This window comes from Actinomyces sp. oral taxon 897, assembly GCF_002999235.1.
In the GTDB taxonomy this organism is placed as follows: Bacteria; Actinomycetota; Actinomycetes; order Actinomycetales; family Actinomycetaceae; genus Actinomyces.
Map to the genome: position 1 here is coordinate 3209584 of NZ_CP027236.1, position 17318 is coordinate 3226901.

Consider the following 17318-nt stretch of genomic DNA (forward strand, 5'->3'; position numbering starts at 1 on the left):
GTGGAGACGGATCCGCCTCAGGAGGCTGGTCCCACGCACTGGAGGGGCGTGACGCTGCGACGCGAGACGAGTACCCCGCGCCCCGGAACGGTCAGGGCCCGGGGGTCCACCGTCCCGTGCAGGCTCAGGTGCGAGACCTGGCTCGCGGGTCCGAGCCCCGGCCAGAGGATGACCAGGTCGGCGCGCTCCTTGAGCGTGGCCAGGGCGCCCCGGTAGGTGCCCACCGCGCCCTGCGTGGTGGCCGAGGCAATGACCTGCCGACCGGCGGCCAGGGCGGCCTCCACCTGCGCCACGACCTGGGGTGGAGCGAGGTCGAGGTCGTCGACGACCAGCGGCTGGTCCGGCCCGTCCGGTGCTGGGTGCTGCGGGCCTGGTGCGCCTAGCCCCGGGGCCTGTGGGGCCGGTGTGCCTTGGGGGGCCGGTTCGTCCGGCCCCGGGGGCTGCGGGCCTGGTGCGCCTAGCCCCGGGGGCTGTGGGTGCGGTGCGCTTTGTGGGTCCGCTGGCGCGGGCGTGGCGGGCGCTCTCTGGTCGGTGGACACTGTCTGGCCAGCGGGCGGCTCACGGTCCGGCGGGTCCGGCTGCTCCGCCTCGGTCGTTCCCGCCACTGCCTCGGTCGTTCCCGCCACTGCCCCGGCTGCCCCCGCCGTCGTTCCGGTCGTTTCCGCCGTCGTTCCCGTGGGCAGGGGAGCCGGTGCAGGGGCGCTGCTCCCGGGCGCAGCCGCCTCCGCGCCCGTCCGCGGCCCCGCTGAAGGAGGAACGGCACCCGGGCAGGACCCCGCTCCAGCGGGCTCCGGACGGGACGGCTCCCGGGCGCAGGCCAGCGCCCGTCGCAGGGCCTCCACGCAGCTGGTGCGTCCCGAGCCGGGCGGGCCGACTACCAGGACGCTGCCGCAGGGCGGCTCCAGGGGGCTGGCCGAGTCCCCGCCCAGGGCCCAGGTCCCGGCCGGTACCTGCCCGGGGGTGACCAGGCGCGGCAGGGCCCTGAGCGTGTGGGGCACGGGCCTGCCCGGCCTCGTGTCCCCGCCCCGGACCCGGACGCGGGCTCCGCCGCGGTCGGGCAGCAGCACCTGGCAGGCCACGGCGCCACCAGGCTCCAGGACCACGCCCCGCCCGGGGGTGCGGCCGGTGACGGTTCCCCGGGGCAGCCCGGCCAGGGCCGCCTGGGCGGGGTCGCTGGCCCCCAGCACCAGCCGTGTGCGTATCGGGGCGGCCCACCGGGCGCTCGCCGCCTGGATCGCCGCGGTCACCACCAGGCCGGTGCCCGTGGCCGGGGCGGTGCGTACCACCTGCTCCAGGAGCGCCTGCCCCTCGCCGACGCCTAGGGCCTCGTCCACCGCCGTCATGAGCGTCTCGACGTCGTCCAGGCGCAGGACCGAGCCGCGCAGCTGCCCCGCGGCGGCCAGGGACCACAGGCGTGCCAGGCGGCGTGGGTCCTCGGTGCCCACCACCGTGCCCACCCCCACCTCGCCCTCCGACAGCCCCCGGGCGCTGCTCGGCCTGCCGCACAGGTGGACGTCCCACCCCCTGTCAAGCGCCCCCTGGCAGGCGCAGTCCGCCGCCGTCGTCCCCCCGGAGCCCGGTGGGGCGATGACGAGCAGGGGCACGGCCGGGTCCCAGGACCAGGAGCCCAGGCACTGGCGCTCGGGCAGGTCGGTCACCACCAGGGGCACGCCGCTGCCCGACCCCGGGGCGTGGTCCGTGCCCGCTGTGCCGGTCCTGCCCTCCGGCTGTCCCCCGGTGCTCGTGGCCGCCTCCGTACCGGCTGAGGCGGGCAAGGCGGCTGTGCCCGAGGAGAGCGGGGTGTCAGCCCTACCCGAGGTGCCACTCCTGCTGGGAGCACCGGGGGTGCCGGTCCTGCCCGGGGCGCTGGGCGCGCTAGTCCTGCCTGGGGAGACCGGGGCGCCAGCAGACGCCTGCCGTCTGGGGGCCTCGTCCTGCGTGTCGGGGCGGAGCACCCGGCTGAGCTCAGCGCGCCCCAGGTGGGTGGGCAGGGGCTCCGCCCACGGCCGCCACGGCGCCGACCAGCCGCTGGCCGCCTCACGGACCTGGGCGACGACGCCGGCCACCTGCTCCTCGGTGCCGCACCAGGGAGCCTGGAGGACCTCGGAGTCCCGGTCGGCCTGCCCGCCGTCCCCACCGCCCTGCCCCGCCCCGGCCACGATCACCCGCCCGGGGTGACGGGGCAGGTGCGCGGCGCCGTCGTGCCCCAGCACCTCACGCGAGTCGGCGGTGTCCAGGACCTTCAGGCAGACCCGCAGGGAGGTGTTGGCGCGGATGGCGGGGGAGACCACCCCGCCAGGGCGCTGGGTGGCCAGGACCAGGTGGATGCCCAGGCTCCGGCCCTGCGCGGCCACCCGGACCAGGGTGTCCAGGACGTCGGGGTGCTCGCAGGCCAGGGTGGCGAACTCGTCCACGACCACCAGGAGCCGGGGCAGGACGGTCCCCGCCGGCAGGCGCGTGACGTCCTTGGCCCCGGCCCGGGTCAGGATCCGCTCGCGTCGGCGCACCTCCGCCTCCAGGGAGGACAGGGCCCGGGCGGTGTCCGCCGGGTCCAGGTCGGTGAGGACCCCGGCGGTGTGCGGCAGGCCGCGCAGCGGGGTGAAGGCGCTCCCGCCCTTGTAGTCCACCAGGACCAGGCTGAGCAGGTCCGGTGGGACCGTGCAGGCCAGCTGGAGTAGCCAGGCGGTCAGGAGCTCGGACTTGCCCGACCCGGTGGTCCCCGCCAGGAGCGCGTGCGGGCCGTCCAGGGCCAGGTCCGCGCTCAGGGGCCCGCCCGCCCCCACGCCCAGGACGGCGGACAGGCGGCCTCCGCCCGCCCCCGGGCGCCCCGGCTCCCGCCACCGGGCCGCGATCCGCGCGGCGGTCAGCGGGCACCCGGTCCGGCTCAGACGCACCAGCGCGGGGGCGCCCTGCCCCAGGTCCTCCTCCTGGTCCGGGCAGGTGCCCAGGCAGCCGAGCACGGCCTCCCACCAGCGGTCGGTGAGGACCTGCCCGCCCCAGGCCCGGGGCGTCGGGGCGCCGCGGACGGTCAGGGCGCTGGCGGGGACGGGGCAGTCGGCCGCCGCGGTCACCCGGGCGCTCAGGAGCGCCCCGCCCTCCTGCCAGGAGAGCCGGGCGGTGTCACCGCGGGGGGTCACCTCGACACCTCGGGCCAGGAGCTGGGCCACCCACCAGCGCAGGCTCGTGCGCGCCCCCGGCCCGGTCAGGGCCAGGTGGTCGCCGTCCTCCACGGTGAGCAGGTGACGACGTCGGCGTGTGGCCAGCCAGGCGCCCATGACCGCCTGACCCCCTGTCAGCCAGGTGCGCCGACGCGGGGCGGGCTGCCTACCCGGTGGACCGGGGCTGGCAGGAGGCGTCTGCGGGGCCGCTGGCCGGGTCCGGGCGTCGGGCGGGGCCGCCACGGTCCTGGCGGCGACGGCCAGCAGGAGGGCGGCGGGGTCCGGACGGCGTGACCGCCTCCCCCGCCAGCCGGTCAGCCCCTGGGCCGCCCCCGGCCCGCCCCGGCGCCCGCCGGCCCGCCTGCCGCGAGGCAGCAGTCGCATGAGCGTCATGAGGACCATGGGCAGGAAGGAGACCGCCCCCAGCACGCTGCGCCCGCCGCCGTGCACCATGAGGAGCACCGGTCCGGCTATGAACAGGCAGGTGACGCCACCACCCAGGATGGCCCCCAGGCCCGGGCCGCCCGAGGTCGGGACGGGGGCGGCCAGGCTGCTCGGGCGCCGTCGGAGCTCTACGAGGGTGCTGCCCACCCGTAGGCGTGCCCCGGCCCGGCACGCCCGGGGCCGTGCGGTGAGCCTGCGCCAGCACCGGCGTCGCAGACGGGTGCCGTTGGTGCTGCCGGCGTCGCAGACCAGGACCCGGTCCCCGCGCACCCGGGTCAGGAGGTGGGCGCGTGAGACCTCGGGGTCGGTGACCACCAGGCCCCGGCCGACCGCCCCCGAGCGCGGCACCGGCAGGACCAGGCCGGCGTCGGGCCCGCGCAGGACCGCCAGGTACCACTCGCTGGCCAGCGCCTCCTGACAGGCGCGGGACGGGGAGCGCGGTGTGCGGTCCAGCTCCCCCTCCAGGGCGTCCGGGGTGCGGAGGCCGTGGGCGCCTCCGGCCCGGCCCCGGTACAGGTCAGGAAGGGTCTCCGGGGTGCGGGGGCCGTGGGCTGGGGCGGCGGTGGGCGACATGCCACCCAGGGTGGGATGGTCGGTGCCGGCGGCGCGATCGCCCGGACCGGGCCTGTGGAGAACCCGGCCGACCCCCTCACCTGTGTGCTGAGTGAGGCCGCATAATCACGCGGATCTGGTGTGTCAAACGATTGCGTGGCACAGTGGTGGGCATGTGCGGTCGCTACGGATCCTGGAGCGCGGGCCCCGTCCTGGCAGAGGCCTTCGGTGCCAGCCCGGCGCCCGAGTGCGACGCCCTGCCCCCGTCCTGGAACCTGGCGCCCGGCAGTGACGTGAGGGTCGTCGTCGAGCGCGCCGCTGCCGGGGCGCCCGGCCGGACCCGCCGTGAGCTGCGCGCGGCCCGCTGGGGGCTCCTGCCGTCCTGGGCCAAGGACCCCCGTCGGGGTGCGCGGGCCTTTAACGCGCGCAGCGAGACCGCCGCCTCCCGACCCACCTTCCGGGAGGCCATGCGCTCCTTCCGCATTGTGCTGCCCGCCGACTGCTACTACGAGTGGCTGGCCGACGGCGCGCGCAAGCGTCCCTTTGCGGTCAGCGCGGCCGACGGCGGCCCCCTGGCCCTGGCGGGGCTGGCCTCCTGGTGGCGGGTGCCTGTCGCGGGCCCGGGTGGTGCGGGTGGGCCCAGTGGGCTGGGTGGCTCCGGCCGGGCTGCCAGGGGCCGGGCCACGACGTCGGGCAGCCCGGGAGACGTCGGTGTGCCTTCGGCCGGTGTGCGGCCCGGTGCGGCGCTCCACCGGCATGACGGTGCCCTCTGGCTCCTGACCTGCACCGTCCTGACCCGGCAGGCCGGTGAGGACCTGGCCTGGCTCCACCACCGTGAGCCGGTCGTCTTGGACCGCCGGGAGGTGGCGGCCTGGCTGGACCCCGATATGCGCGACGGCGCGGCAGCCGCCCGGCTGCTGGGCGCCCCGCACCCGGAGCTGGTCTGGCACGAGGTCGGCCCGGAGGTGGGCTCCACCCGCTCTGAGGGTCCCCAGCTGGCGGCCCCGCTGGCACCGGGCGGGCCCGTTACGTCCTGACACCACTGACTTCCGCGAGAACGTACGTCCCGACCGCCTCGACCTGGGCCTCCTCAGCCAGGGCCCGGTGACCCCGCGCGTACACCCCACTTGCCCCACCCCCACAGGTTGCACGCCTTCGACGCCGGATTAGCCCCGCGCGTGCGGCCACTTGAGAGGGCGTGCACCAGCGGCGGGTCCTCGGCCAGCAGATTATCCCCGCGCGTGCGGCCACGTGCCTCACCCCCACAGGTTGCACCGCCGTCGGCGAGCTCCGGGGCCTCCTCCACCTGCTTTCCCACCCCGCGGGTTGCACGAGTTCTTGCAGATCTCACTACGTTCGCCAGCCTCGTGCGCGACCCCGGGATATCCGTCGGCGGCCGCCCCGCGCCCCGTAGGTGGCCAGTTCCCTGCACGACCCCGGGATATTTGCATAATCCCGTCAGGTCGGCGAGCCCCTCCTGCAGAAACTTGTGAGATCTGCAAGAAGCTGGTGCGCTCCACGGACCAGACCCGTTCTCACGGCGAATAAGTACCGTTCTCGCGAGCAATAAGTACCGTTCTCGCGACGAATAAGTACCGTTCTCGCGGAAGGGGGGCGGAGGGGAGGGGAGCGGAGAGGCGGGCGGGCGGCGGGGGTGTCGGGGGTATGGGGGAGGATATCCCCATGAGCCAGCCTGAGCCGCACTCCCTGACCGCCGTCCCCGCACCCGCCCGCGAGCGCTGGGGCGAGCTGGTCCGCGCCGTCGAGACCGCCCGGGACGCCTACTACAACGCCGTGGACGCCCAGAGCCCCGTCTCGGACGCGCAGTACGACCTGCTCTACCGTGAGCTGGAGGAGCTCCAGGCCACCTACCCGGCCCTGGACCTGCCCTCCTCGCCCACGCACTCGGTCGGCGGCCGGGCCGTCACGGACTTCTCCCCGGCCCCGCACCACGAGCGCATGTACTCCCTCCAGGACGTCTTCAGCCTGGAGGAGGTCCAGGAGTGGGCCGACCGGGTGGCTGCCGACACCTCCACCACGGACGCGGACCTGCCCATGACCGCGGAGGTCAAGATCGACGGCGTCGCCGTGGCCCTGACCTACGAGGACGGCCTGCTCACCCGCGCCGCCACCCGCGGGGACGGCACGGTGGGGGAGGACGTCACCGGCAACGTGCGCACCATCGCCTCCGTGCCCCTGGTCCTGTCCGGGGACTCCCACCCCTCGCTCCTGGAGGTCCGCGGCGAGGTCTACCTCCCCGTGGAGGCCTTCCACGCCTTCAACGAGGCGCGCCGCACCGAGAACCTGGCCCGGCAGGCCCGGGGGAGGGCGCCCCTGCAGGTCTTCGCCAACCCCCGCAACGCCGCCGCCGGGTCCCTGCGCCAGAAGGACCCGGCCGTCACTGCCTCCCGGCCGCTGGCCTTTATCGCCCACGGGGTGGGGGCCATCGTCCCGGCGCCGGGTGAGGACCTGCCTGCCGAGCAGCACCGGTGGTACGAGCTCCTGGCGTCCTGGGGCCTGCCCACCTCTCCCTACAACGGGCTCGTCCGGGGGCGCCAGGAGCGGGAGGCGTTTATCGCCCGCTACGCCGACCACCGCCACGACCTCCTCCACGAGATCGACGGCATTGTCTTCAAGGTGGACTCCCGCGCCCTCCAGGACCGTATGGGGCACACCTCCCGGGTGCCGCGCTGGGCCACCGCCTACAAGTACCCGCCCGAGGAGGTCCGTACCCGGCTGCTGGACATTGACGTCCAGGTGGGCCGTACCGGCCGGGTCACCCCGTTCGGCATTATGGAGCCGGTCCGTGTGGCCGGGTCCACGGTGTCGCGGGCCACCCTGCACAACCCCACCGAGGTGGCCCGCAAGGGGGTGCGCATCGGGGACCTGGTGGTCCTGCGCAAGGCCGGGGACGTCATCCCCGAGATCGTGGCCCCCGTCCTGGAGGTCCGGGACGGCTCTGAGCGCGTCTTCGTTATGCCGGACGCCTGCCCCTCCTGCGGGACCGCCCTGGCCCCCGCCAAGGAGGGGGACGTGGACCTGCGCTGCCCCAACACCCGCTCCTGCCCCGCCCAGCTCACCGAGCGCGTGGCCCACATTGGCTCACGCGGCGCCCTGGACGTCGAGGGCCTGGGGGACGAGGCCGCCACCGCCCTGACCCAGCCCGACGCCGGGCGCGCCCAGGCCCTGGCGGCCCTGGCGGCCGGGCGGGTCCTGGAGACCGAGCGCGCCAGGATTCGGATCCCCGCCAAGGAGCTCCGGGCCCTGCACCCCTCTGCCCGCGTGGAGGCGGCTGAGAGGCTGCTGGAGGCGCGCGGGGTGGGGGCCCAGGCCCCGGTCCTGACCGGGGAGGCCGGGCTGTTCGACCTGACGGTGGAGGACCTGCGCGACGTCATGGTGTGGCGTGAGGTGACCCGTAAGGGTGAGCCCACGGGGGACTGGCGCCTGACCCGCTTCTTCTGGTCCAAGGAGACCTACGACGCGGCCGGGGCGGTCAAGAGGCCCACGGCTCCCGGCAAGAACGCCACCAGTATGCTCGACCAGCTCGTCACCGCCCGCACCCGCCCCCTGTGGCGGATCCTGGTGGCCCTGTCCGTGCGCCACGTGGGCCCTACGGCGGCCCGCGCCCTGGCGGCGCGTTTTGGCAGCATGGAGGCCCTGTCCGCCGCCACGCTGGAGGAGCTCAGCGAGGTCGACGGCGTGGGGCCCGCTATTGCCGCCTCGTGGACGGACTGGCTGGCCGTGGACTGGCACCGTGAGGTCCTGCGGCGGTGGGAGACCGCCGGGGTCCGCACGGCCGATGACGTCCCCGCCGGGGCAGGGGCCGCCCAGACCCTGGCCGGGCTCACCGTGGTGGTCACCGGTACCCTGAGCCGCTTCACGCGCGACGGGGCCAAGGAGGCGATTATCTCGCGGGGCGGGAAGGCCTCCGGGAGCGTGTCGAGGCGGACGAGCTACGTGGTCGTGGGGGAGAACGCCGGCTCCAAGGAGGCCAAGGCCCGTGACCTGGGCCTGAGCATCCTGGACGAGGAGGGGTTCGAGCGCCTGCTGGCCAAGGGGCCTCAGGGGTTGGAAGACTCTGAGCCCCAGGGGCTGGAGGAGCCTGAGCCGCCCGCCCCGGCCGACGCCGGGTGAGCCCCCGGTGCCTGGCCGGTGCTGGCGGGTTAGCCGGTACCGGTAGGGCAGGGCTGGCCGGTACGGTGGGCAGGGCCGGGCCCTGGCGGCCGCCCTGCCGCGGCCGCCCTCGCCTGGAGGTCGGGCCCTGCTGGTGGAGCCCCTGCTTACTGTGGCGGGTGGGGGCGGCTCCTGGAGACAGGCGTCGGTGGTGGTATGGCCCAGCGCCTGACCAGCGGGGACTGGCAACCAGCCCCGCGCACCGGTGGGGTCCACCCCACCGGCGCGCCTAGGAGCTGAGTGACACGTCCTGGCCGCTCACGGTGACCCGCAGGCCGGCGTCGGTCACCGTGGCCGAGGTGAAGCGCAGCCCCGGTGGGAGCGAGTCGCTGCCTATGGTGGCGCTGGTCTGGGACATGCCGAGCCACTCCATGGTCGTCTTGCCCATAAAGCTGCCCTCAAGGGGGAGGGGGACGCCGCGTAGGGAGGCCTGGGTGACGGTGACCGTCAGCGCCCCGTCCGGGGTGACGGAGGGCTCCAGGGTCAGGGTGACGTCCCAGGCCAGGACGTGGCCGGTGGCGGTCATGGTCCCGGGACTGGAGGCTGTCCCCACCGTGCCCGCCGTAATGTCGGCCTTGGGGAAGTCGGTCCTGGTGCGTGCCAGGCGCCCGACCTCGTCCCAGGACAGCGTGCCCTCCACGCTCAGCCTCCTGGCGGGGTAGGGGGAGTCGAGGGCCAGCCCGGTGGCGCGGGCGTCCACCTGGTTCAGGGTCATTGTGCCCGTGCCGTCCGGGGTCTTGGTGGGCAGGGTGACGCTGCTGGCCTGGATGCCTACGGTGCGCAGTCTGCTGGAGAGGACCTGTGGGAGCAGCAGTCCCTCGGTGGTGATCGTGGCGTCGCCCGGAAGCCAGGGAAGGGCCTGGTGGGCGACGCGGTCCAGGGAGCTGCGCACGTAGAGCTCCGCCCCGGTCAGGCCGGCGGCGGCCAGGAGCGCCAGGACGACCAGGGTGATCAGGCTCCGCCTGAGGAGCCGACGCCTGCGTGCAGGGCGTGGGGCGTATACGGGGGGCCCGTCGTCCTCCTCGTCCGGCTGCGCGGGTGCGCGCCGGGGGAGGATGGTGGGAGGGGGCGTGTCGGGGTCCTGGTGGTCCGCGGCCGGGGTCGGCAGGGTGGTGGTGTCCTGCGTGGGTCGGGTGGGGACCTGGAGGACGCTGGTCGCCAGGTCGGCGCGTGGGGTCGAGGTCCTCAGGACGGTGGTGTGCGTCTCGGCAGGTGGGGTCGGGAGGGAGGGCGCGTCGGGCTCCTGGGGCTCTGGGACGGGTTCCTGCACGGGCGGCTCGGCGGGATCCGCCGGGGGGGCGGGTTCCCGGGAGGGCGACGGCTGAGGGACTGCCAGGGTGCGGGGGCCCGGGGTGGGGTCCTGGGGTGGGACGGCGGGTGCCGCGGCGGGGTCGGTGGCGGGTGCCGCGAGCTCCTGGGAGGCCGTGGGCTCCCGGGGGGTGTCCGAGGGGGAGGCAGCCATGGGTGCGGCAGCCGTCTCGCCGACGGCCTCCTGCCCCGTGGCCGGGCTCGCCGCGACGTCGGTCGGGGAAGGCCCCTCGGGCCCGGGGGTGTCACGCTGCCCCGTGCCCAGGTCGTCGGCCCCGGCGGCATTCGAGGGGACGCTGGCCAGGGCCTGCTGACGGCCCCGGCCGGGAGCCTGGGCGGGCTCCTGGGGCGCGACATCCTGGGGGGTGGGTCGGGGGGTGCCGGTGTGCACAGCCTGGGTGTCGGCGGCGACCACCTGGGGGGCGGGCTGGGGACTGGGTGCGGACCGGGGGGTGCCGGGGGCGGGTGCCTGGGTGGGCTCCTCGGGGTACAGCGGGACCGCCATAATGCCCCGGGGCGCGAAGGACGGCGGGGCGGGCGGGTCGGGTAGTGGCTGCGAGACCTGGGGATCCGGCGTGCGGTCCCGGGCGTCGGCGACGGGCGCCCCGGCGGGCGGCTGCGAGGCTGACGCACTACCCTCAGGAGAGGTGGGCGGGGTCGGGGAGGGCCCCTGGGAAGGGGAGGATGGCGTCCCGTGGGCCACGTGGTCCCTGGGAGTGCGCCGGAGAAGGCGGCCAAGCACTGTCATTACTGCCTCTGCATCTGCCATGGTCCTGACCCGCCCTATCCTACGGGGCAGGGCGGCGCCAACGGTGTGTTCGTGGTCATCTTTGCGCGATTCAGGACGGAACCAGCTCGCCGTGAGGACGAGGACTATTCACGCCTTGGCGGCAGGGGCGTCCAGGTTTGTCGCAATCTGAGGATCAGAGCTGACCCCACCCCGCCCCACCGTTTGTACACTTTATGTCCGTGCAGGTCAGGAGCCTGGGTCCTGACGTGGACGAGGGTGGCCCTCGTTCTGATCCTCAGATTGCGACAGAACCGGGATCCGGGACAATGGACGACACGCACATAGGTGATTGATTATGTGAAACATCGTATGATTATCTGTAAATCCGTCTCATAGTCATGGATGGTGCGTGCGCTGCTGGTCTTGGATGGTGCCCGGGTCACCGGGCGCGGTGCCGGCCTTGGACGCAGCCTCCCCGGTGCGGTCGGACGCCGTGGTAGGTGTGCGGTAGGCGTCAGGGGGGCCTGGAGCTCGGGCCGGAGTGCCCCGGGCGGGGCGGGCCCGGGCGTGCGGGCTGGAGAGGCCCTGCAACTCGATGACAGGATCTAGTGGCACCAGCAGGCGGACCCGTAGGCTGGGCCTATGGCATTCACACTTCCTGACGACCTCGCCCCCGAGATCTACCCTCTGGCCTGGCTGGTGGGTACCTGGCGTGGCTACGGCATCCTCACCTACGGGCAGGACGTCCCCGAGCAGGCCGTCTACCAGGAGATGACCTTCGACCACGACGGCGGCCCCTACCTGCGCCAGACCACCACCATCTGGACCGTGGACGCCACCCGCAGCCGCGACCTCGACTTTGAGACGCCCGGCCTGCAGGGCGCCTGCCTGCTGGCCCCCGCCCAGATCTGGTCGACCGAGACCACCTACTGGCGCGCGGTCGGCCAGGAACAGCCCGCGGCCGCGCAGGGGGAGGAGGAGCGCCCTGCCCCGGCGCAGGGCGCCGCGCTCCCCGCCGACGGCCCCAGGCCAGCCGCGCCAGGCAAGCCTACCGAGCCCGCTGCGCCCACCGGGAGCACCATGTCAGCTGCACCCGCTGAGCCCACCGTGCCCACTGGGCCCGCCGGGAGCGTTGAGACCACTGAGCCAGCCGGGACCACCGTGCCTGCCAAACCCGTCGGGCCTACTGAGAGCGCCGAGCCTGCCGGGAGCACCCGGACCCCGGGACCCGCCGATAGCGATGACGCACCTGAGGGCACCCGTACCGGCCCCCTGATCCCCGTGACCGCCCTGGAGCTGGTCTCAGCCGACCCCGCCGGGCACGTGGCCGTCTGGGAGGGCTGGATCCGGGGCCCGCGGGCCCAGGTGGGCACCCAGGCCGTGGGACGCACCCGCACCAGCGCCCCGGTGACCGAGATGACCCGTATGTTCGGCCTGGTGGGCGGCGACCTCATGTGGACCCAGGACATGGCCGCCTTCGGCGTCCAGGAGCTGCGGACCTACGCCTCCGGGCGTCTGGGCCGCGTGGAGGACCCCGAGGACCCCGCCACCCGTCCCGGCTCCGCCCTGCCGCCCCTCCCGGCCACCGCTCCCGGGGCCTCCGCCCCCGACGCCTCTGGGACCAGGACCTCTGGGACCGGGGCCAGCAGGCCCCTGTCGGCCGACGCCGTGGCGGGCCCGACCGAGGGAGGGGACGCCAGCGCCCCGTCTGCCACTCCCACCACCCCGGCTGGTACCCCGACCAAGGCCCCCGACGCCCAGGCTGGTGCCCCCGAAGCCCCGGCCGCCAGGTAAGGAGCCGCCTCATGCACCCCTCACCGCTGCTGGAGCGCGCCGACGCCGTCGCCGGCGCCCCGCAGGACGTGGACGCCACCGTCCCCGCCCACTACGGCTCACCCCTGCCCGAGCAGGCCGCCCTGGTGGCGGGCCTGGCCCTCAGCGCCCTGGCCCGCGACGTCGTCGCCGTCACCGGCCCGGACCGCCTCAGCTGGCTGACCACCCTGTCCAGCCAGGTCCTGACCCACCTGGCCCCCGGTGACGGGGGCGTGGAGACCCTGCTCATGGACGCCCAGGGCCATATCACCCACGCCCTGGCCGCCCTGGACGACGGCCAGGTCCTCTGGCTGGTCACGGAGGCGGGCGCCGGCCCCGCGCTCGCGGACTTCCTGGACTCCATGCGCTTTATGCTGCGCGTGGAGGCCACCGACCGCCCCGACGTCCAGGTCCTGGGGGCCATGGGCCAGGGGCTGGAGGCCCTGGAGGAGGCGGCCCGCTCGGTGAACCTGCCCGACCCGCACGCCGGGACGGCCCTGGTCGGCACCTGGCGCGACCCGTGGCCCGGCGTCGTGGAGGGCGGGACGAGCTACGACCTGGGGCGTACGCGCCCGCACCCGGGCCAGGACTACCGCGCGGGGATGGTCCTGGTGCCCCGCGACGCCGTCACCCAGGTGGCTGAGGCGTTCCTGGGCGAGGAGGCCCCGGACGGGCGGCGTCTGGCCGGGGCCCTGGCCTGGGAGGCGCTGCGGGTGGAGGCCGGGCGGCCGCGGGCGGCCCGGGAGGTGGACGCGCGCACCATCGCCCACGAGCTGGACTGGCTGCGCACCGCCGTGCACCTGAACAAGGGCTGCTACCCCGGGCAGGAGACGATCGCGCGCACCCTCAACCTGGGGCGGCCGCCGCGTCGGCTGACCATCCTTCAGCTCGACGGGCTGGGTGGCCGGGCGCCCGTCCCCGGTGCCGTCGTGCGCCTGGGGGAGCGGGCGGTCGGGACGGTCACCAGCGTGGTACGCCACCACGAGTGCGGGCCGATGGCCCTGGCGCTGCTGCGCCGGGGGGTGCCGTCCGACGCCGCCCTGAGCGTGGACCTGGAGGAGCTCGAGGCCGGGGGCGGCCCGGCGCGTGTGGACGCCACCCAGGAGATCCTGGTCGCCCCTGAGGGCCGGGCCCAGGCGAGCCCCGCCCAGCGTCCCGGCGCCGAGCTGCGTAGGCGCTGAGGGCACAGGCTGCTCCCAGGTGCCTTGGCTAGGCTCACGGGCCGTGACCGTACTCGCTCTTATCGCCACCTACGCCACCTACGTCGTGGTCTGGTCCTGGTACGCCGCCCAGCTCGTCAGCGTCCTGCTGGGGCTGTGGGCCCTCCTGGACGCCGCCGTCCGCCCGGCCGACCACTTCATTGCCGCCGGCAGGCGCACCAAGGGCTTCTGGCTCGGTGTCACCGGCGCGGCCACCGCCGTCCTGGTCCTGACCGGCAACCTCCTCGACCCCGGGGCCGCCGTGGGCGGCTTCGGCATGCTGGGCCTGCTGGGCGTGACCGCCGCCGCCGTCTACCTGACCGACGTGCGCCCCGCCCTGAACGTCTACAGGCCGGTCCGGGTCCGCTCCCGTCTGCGGGTGGTCCGCGGCACCACCCAGTCCCGGCCGCGACGTCGCCGCGACTGGGGCAGGCACTAGTGCGCGCCGTCCTCCAGCGGGTCAACCACGCGGCCGTGCGTGTCCACCAGGACGGGGCGGACACGGTGGTCGGGCGGATTACGCGCCCGGGCCTGCTGGCGCTGGTGGGGGTCACCCACACCGACGGTGTCGCGCAGGCGGCCAGGATCGCCCGCAAGATCGCTGAGCTGCGCCTCCTTGAGGGGGACGACGCCTCCGGTCCTGAGAGGTCCGTCACCGACCTGGGGGCGCCGGTGCTGGTGGTCTCCCAGTTCACCCTCTACGCCGACGTGCGCAAGGGGCGGCGGCCGTCGTGGAACGGGGCGGCCCCCGGCCCGGTGGCCCAGCCCCTGGTGGACGCCGTGGTGGCGGACCTGCGGGCGCGCGGCCTGGAGGTGGCCACCGGGAGGTTCGGGGCCCGTATGCGGATCGACATGGAGGCTGACGGGCCGGTCACCGTCCTGGTGGAGGCCGACTAGCCCCGGCAGTGGGGCCCCACCTGGGTACCTACGCCCGTAGGCGGGCTGGCGCACCAGGGCAGGGGCGCCCGGGGGTACCCTGCCGCCGCAGAGTACAGTCCGGTCAGGTCGGTGGCGCCCGGGCCCCCGCCTGGGGGTACCCTCGGGGAAGGGGAAGCACGAGAGAGCTGAGGGCAGGCAAATGGGTATTGAGGCGGTACTCGGGGACATTACGCTCCAGGAGGTCGACGCGGTCGTCAACGCCGCCAACTCCTCCCTGCTGGGCGGGGGAGGTGTGGACGGGGCCATCCACCGGGCCGCGGGGCCGCGGCTGCTGGAGGCCTGCCGCTCCCTGCGCGCCACGAGGCTGCCCGACGGCCTGCCCGTGGGCCAGGCCGTGGCCACCCCCGGCTTCGACCTGCCCGCCACCTGGGTCATCCACACCGTGGGCCCCAACCGGTACGCCGGGCAGAGCGACCCGGCCCTGCTGCGCTCGGCCTTTGACACCAGCCTGGAGACGGCCCAGGGGCTGGGGTGCTCCAGCGTGGCCCTGCCTGCCGTGTCGGCTGGCGCCTACGGCTGGGACGCCGAGGTGGTGGCCCGCACCGCCGTGGCCAGCGCCCGCGCCCACCTGGGTGGCCCCGGCGCACACGTCAGCCCCGGTGCACACGCTGACTCCGGTGCACACGCCGGCTCCGACCCGGACCGCGCCCTTGGCACCGGCCAGGAGGGCCCGCTGCGCCTCATCCGCTTTGTGCTGTTCTCCCCGGCCCTGCTGCGGGCCTTTGAGCGGGCCCTGGGGGACCCGGGCGGGCGGTAGGGCTCAACGCGCCCAGGGGAGGAGACGTACAGCCGGGGCCCCCGGGCGGGCTGCCAGCCAGCCGGGGTGGGTCCCCGACACCCGTCCGGGCGTTCTCACCCAGGACGTCGTGCCCCTGAGCGCAAGTGGGTCCTCGGCAACCCGGGCGTCCTGTGTCCCCGTGTCCCCGCGGCGGGGGCAGACGGGCCCCGGGCAGCCCGGTGCCTGACACGCACCGGGCGCCCCGGGCCGGCGCTACCTCCAGTCCCTCCTCTGACGGCGGTAGTAGCTGCCGCTGCCCCCGGAGACGAGGGAGACCAGGGCCGCGACCGCGCCGAAGAGCACGCCGGCGACCGGCCAGATGATCCAGCAGATGTCCCAGTACCCCAGGAACCCCCAGACCAGGAAGACCGCCGTGACCAGGGGCCAGTAGACGGCGGCGACGGCTCCGACCAGGGCGTTGGACCTGCCCGCGGTGGTGGTCGGCTGCCCCTCCTCGGTGAGGGTCTCGTAGGTGGAGGAGGCCCAGGAGACCGGCAGGAGGACCAGCAGGCCGGTCGCGACGAAGGCGAGGGTCAGGCAGACGCCGACGGCGAGGTAGATGCTGTGGTCGTACCGGCTGCCCAGGACGGCCGCGACCACGGTGGGGACCGGTGAGAGCATGAACAGCCCGACGGCGACCATGAGGGCCCGGGACCGGGGGCCCTCGTTGTCCGCCCGCAGGCGTGAGGCCCAGGCGGAGACCTCCTGGCTCTGCGTGAAGCGACCGTCGATCAGGTGCTCCAGGCCCAGGCCCACGAAGGCCTGGCGGCGACGCAGCAGGAGGAGGACGCCGACGATAATGCCCAGGAGGGTCAGGACCAGACCGACCAGGCTGGTCACGTCGTCGGCCGGCCCGGCGTGGTCGTCGGCCAGGCTGGCCAGGAGGATCAGGGGGCAGGGGGACATAATGATTACGGCCACCCCCCAGGCCAGCAGGCGGCTGGTGGACCGGCGGGCCTGGGCCAGGGCCTGGGCCTCGGACAGGGTGACCACGGGGTAGCCGCCGGGGTCCGCGGGCGCCCCCTGCGGCACACCCAGCGCCCCTTGCGGCACGCCCGGCGCCCCTGCACCGGGTACGGATCCCGCACCGGGCACGGACCCCGGTACGGCCCCCGCACCACCGGCCTGGGCCGAGCGCAGGTCGGGCAGGATACCCAGGGTGGGGGCGAGCTCCTCGAGGTTGCCGAAGTCGGTGATCACCTGGCCGACGGCCTCGTTGTGGGTCCTGCCCCGGCTGATGGCGTCAGAGTAGGCGTCCTCCATCATGGTGCGGAGCTCGGCCTTGGCCTCCAGGAGACGTGGGGTGGCGGGGTAGGGGGCGAACATGGCGTCGAGGAAGGTGTCTATGGCATCCATCAGTGGTGTCCTTGCGCGAATCTGTCGATAAGGGTCTTGGTGGCCTCCCACTCGGCGAGCTTGTCCGCCAGGTAGGCGGCGCCTGCGTCGGTGAGGCGGTAGTAGGTGCGGGGCTTGCCGGAGGCGGAGACGCTGGCGTAGGAGGACGTCAGCCCGGCGGCCTCCAGGCGCTTGAGCGCGGAGTAGAGGGTGGTCTGCTTCATGGTGTACTCGCCTGCTGAGACCCCGGTAATGGTCCTGGCGAGCTCGTAGGCGTAGGAGGGGCGGCGGCGTAGGAGGGTCAGCACAATGAGGTCGATGTAGCCGCGGATGGCGTCGGCGCTGATCACCGCGGGCTCCTTCCGGGTGGTGGTCGGGCTCGTGTCATGGTAGCAACGTACTACGTTACACGTAGTACGTCTAACGAATGCCGCCGTGTCCTGACGGCGGGGAGACCGCGTGGTCACAGGGGCACGGGTGTGCCGTACAGGAGGGCTGTGGTGCGGCCCCGGCGAGGCGGTGGAGCCGCGTGCCGGGCCCATGGGCCTACGTCGCCCCTACTCAGCGGGGGCGGGCGGCGTACTCAAGCACCGTCACGCCGTCCTCGTAGGTCTCAAACCAGTCGGTGGTGGCGCCGACGAGGTTGCGGACCCTGCCCCAGCGGGTGAGGGAGCGGTAGACGAGGTCGAGGACGGCGCGCACGTGGTCGGCGACGTACACCTCCCCGACGCCCGGGGGGACCACCAGGCCCTGGCGCTCCAGGTGCTCCTGGCCGCTCCCGATCGCGCCCGCGCCCTGGTGGAGCCGGCCTGGGTACTCGCGCCCGGTGGAGCTGGCCTCACGGAGCCGGCCTCAAGGGCGTCTGCCCCGGGCCGGAGGACGGGGAGCCT

12 protein-coding genes are annotated in these 17318 nt (G+C 74.9%); 7 read left to right on the plus strand and 5 right to left on the minus strand.

Annotated elements, in window-relative coordinates:
• Positions 1-17 precede the first annotated feature (17 nt).
• On the minus strand, positions 18-4175 hold the full coding sequence (locus C3V41_RS13330; protein ID WP_174714782.1) for an FtsK/SpoIIIE domain-containing protein: 4158 nt from the start codon (positions 4173-4175) through the stop codon (positions 18-20).
• A gap of 152 nt (positions 4176-4327) precedes the next feature.
• Here C3V41_RS13330 and C3V41_RS12545 point away from each other — a divergent pair, with 152 nt between their 5' ends.
• Positions 4328-5191: an SOS response-associated peptidase gene (locus C3V41_RS12545; protein ID WP_106110530.1), complete on the plus strand. Its 864-nt coding sequence runs from the start codon at positions 4328-4330 to the stop codon at positions 5189-5191.
• Positions 5192-5837: 646 nt separating this feature from the next.
• Entirely contained in the window at positions 5838-8288 is a 2451-nt protein-coding gene (gene ligA / locus C3V41_RS12550) for an NAD-dependent DNA ligase LigA (protein ID WP_254423612.1), read from the plus strand.
• Between the two features lie 268 nt (positions 8289-8556).
• Here ligA and C3V41_RS12555 read toward each other — a convergent pair whose 3' ends face one another.
• Positions 8557-10140 (minus strand): LmeA family phospholipid-binding protein, encoded by a 1584-nt coding sequence (locus tag C3V41_RS12555; RefSeq protein WP_106110532.1) that lies wholly within the window; start codon positions 10138-10140, stop codon positions 8557-8559.
• Positions 10141-11007: 867 nt separating this feature from the next.
• Between C3V41_RS12555 and C3V41_RS14540 the strand changes: the two genes are divergently transcribed.
• The 5 genes from C3V41_RS14540 to C3V41_RS12585 all read left to right on the plus strand — a co-directional run bounded on the left by C3V41_RS14540 (position 11008) and on the right by C3V41_RS12585 (position 15072).
• Positions 11008-12159, plus strand: a complete 1152-nt coding sequence (locus C3V41_RS14540; RefSeq protein ID WP_441299709.1) for a heme-binding beta-barrel domain-containing protein — start codon at positions 11008-11010, stop codon at positions 12157-12159.
• Between the two features lie 11 nt (positions 12160-12170).
• Positions 12171-13358, plus strand: a complete 1188-nt coding sequence (ygfZ, locus tag C3V41_RS12570) for a CAF17-like 4Fe-4S cluster assembly/insertion protein YgfZ (protein ID WP_106110533.1) — start codon at positions 12171-12173, stop codon at positions 13356-13358.
• A 43-nt stretch (positions 13359-13401) separates the two neighbouring features.
• Positions 13402-13815 (plus strand): DUF2516 family protein, encoded by a 414-nt coding sequence (locus C3V41_RS12575; protein ID WP_106110534.1) that lies wholly within the window; start codon positions 13402-13404, stop codon positions 13813-13815.
• Positions 13815-14273, plus strand: a complete 459-nt coding sequence (gene dtd / locus C3V41_RS12580; RefSeq protein ID WP_106110535.1) for a D-aminoacyl-tRNA deacylase — start codon at positions 13815-13817, stop codon at positions 14271-14273. Before C3V41_RS12575 ends, dtd begins: the two co-directional genes overlap by 1 nt.
• Before the next feature lie 181 nt (positions 14274-14454).
• A complete protein-coding gene (locus tag C3V41_RS12585; protein WP_106110536.1) occupies positions 14455-15072 on the plus strand; it encodes a macro domain-containing protein in 618 nt (205 codons plus the stop codon).
• Positions 15073-15306: 234 nt separating this feature from the next.
• Here C3V41_RS12585 and C3V41_RS12590 read toward each other — a convergent pair whose 3' ends face one another.
• The 3 genes from C3V41_RS12590 to C3V41_RS12600 form a co-directional block, all read right to left on the minus strand.
• A complete protein-coding gene (locus C3V41_RS12590) occupies positions 15307-16449 on the minus strand; it encodes a permease prefix domain 1-containing protein (protein ID WP_106110537.1) in 1143 nt (380 codons plus the stop codon).
• Positions 16449-16778, minus strand: a complete 330-nt coding sequence (locus C3V41_RS12595) for a PadR family transcriptional regulator (protein ID WP_106110538.1) — start codon at positions 16776-16778, stop codon at positions 16449-16451. The genes C3V41_RS12590 and C3V41_RS12595 overlap by 1 nt, the downstream gene beginning before the upstream one ends.
• Positions 16779-16989: 211 nt before the next feature.
• Complete coding sequence (locus C3V41_RS12600; RefSeq protein ID WP_106110539.1) at positions 16990-17172, minus strand: hypothetical protein; 183 nt, start codon at positions 17170-17172, stop codon at positions 16990-16992.
• Positions 17173-17318: the final 146 nt, after the last annotated feature.

Coding starts and splice junctions, on each gene's coding strand:
- C3V41_RS12555 (WP_106110532.1), bottom strand. CDS start 10,140: ATGGCGGTCCCGCTGTACCCCGAGGAGCCCACCCAGGCACCCGCCCCC.
- C3V41_RS14540 (WP_441299709.1), top strand. CDS start 11,008: ATGGCATTCACACTTCCTGACGACCTCGCCCCCGAGATCTACCCTCTG.
- C3V41_RS12585 (WP_106110536.1), top strand. CDS start 14,455: ATGGGTATTGAGGCGGTACTCGGGGACATTACGCTCCAGGAGGTCGAC.
- C3V41_RS13330 (WP_174714782.1), bottom strand. CDS start 4,175: ATGTCGCCCACCGCCGCCCCAGCCCACGGCCCCCGCACCCCGGAGACC.
- C3V41_RS12590 (WP_106110537.1), bottom strand. CDS start 16,449: ATGGATGCCATAGACACCTTCCTCGACGCCATGTTCGCCCCCTACCCC.
- C3V41_RS12545 (WP_106110530.1), top strand. CDS start 4,328: ATGTGCGGTCGCTACGGATCCTGGAGCGCGGGCCCCGTCCTGGCAGAG.
- ygfZ (WP_106110533.1), top strand. CDS start 12,171: ATGCACCCCTCACCGCTGCTGGAGCGCGCCGACGCCGTCGCCGGCGCC.
- ligA (WP_254423612.1), top strand. CDS start 5,838: ATGAGCCAGCCTGAGCCGCACTCCCTGACCGCCGTCCCCGCACCCGCC.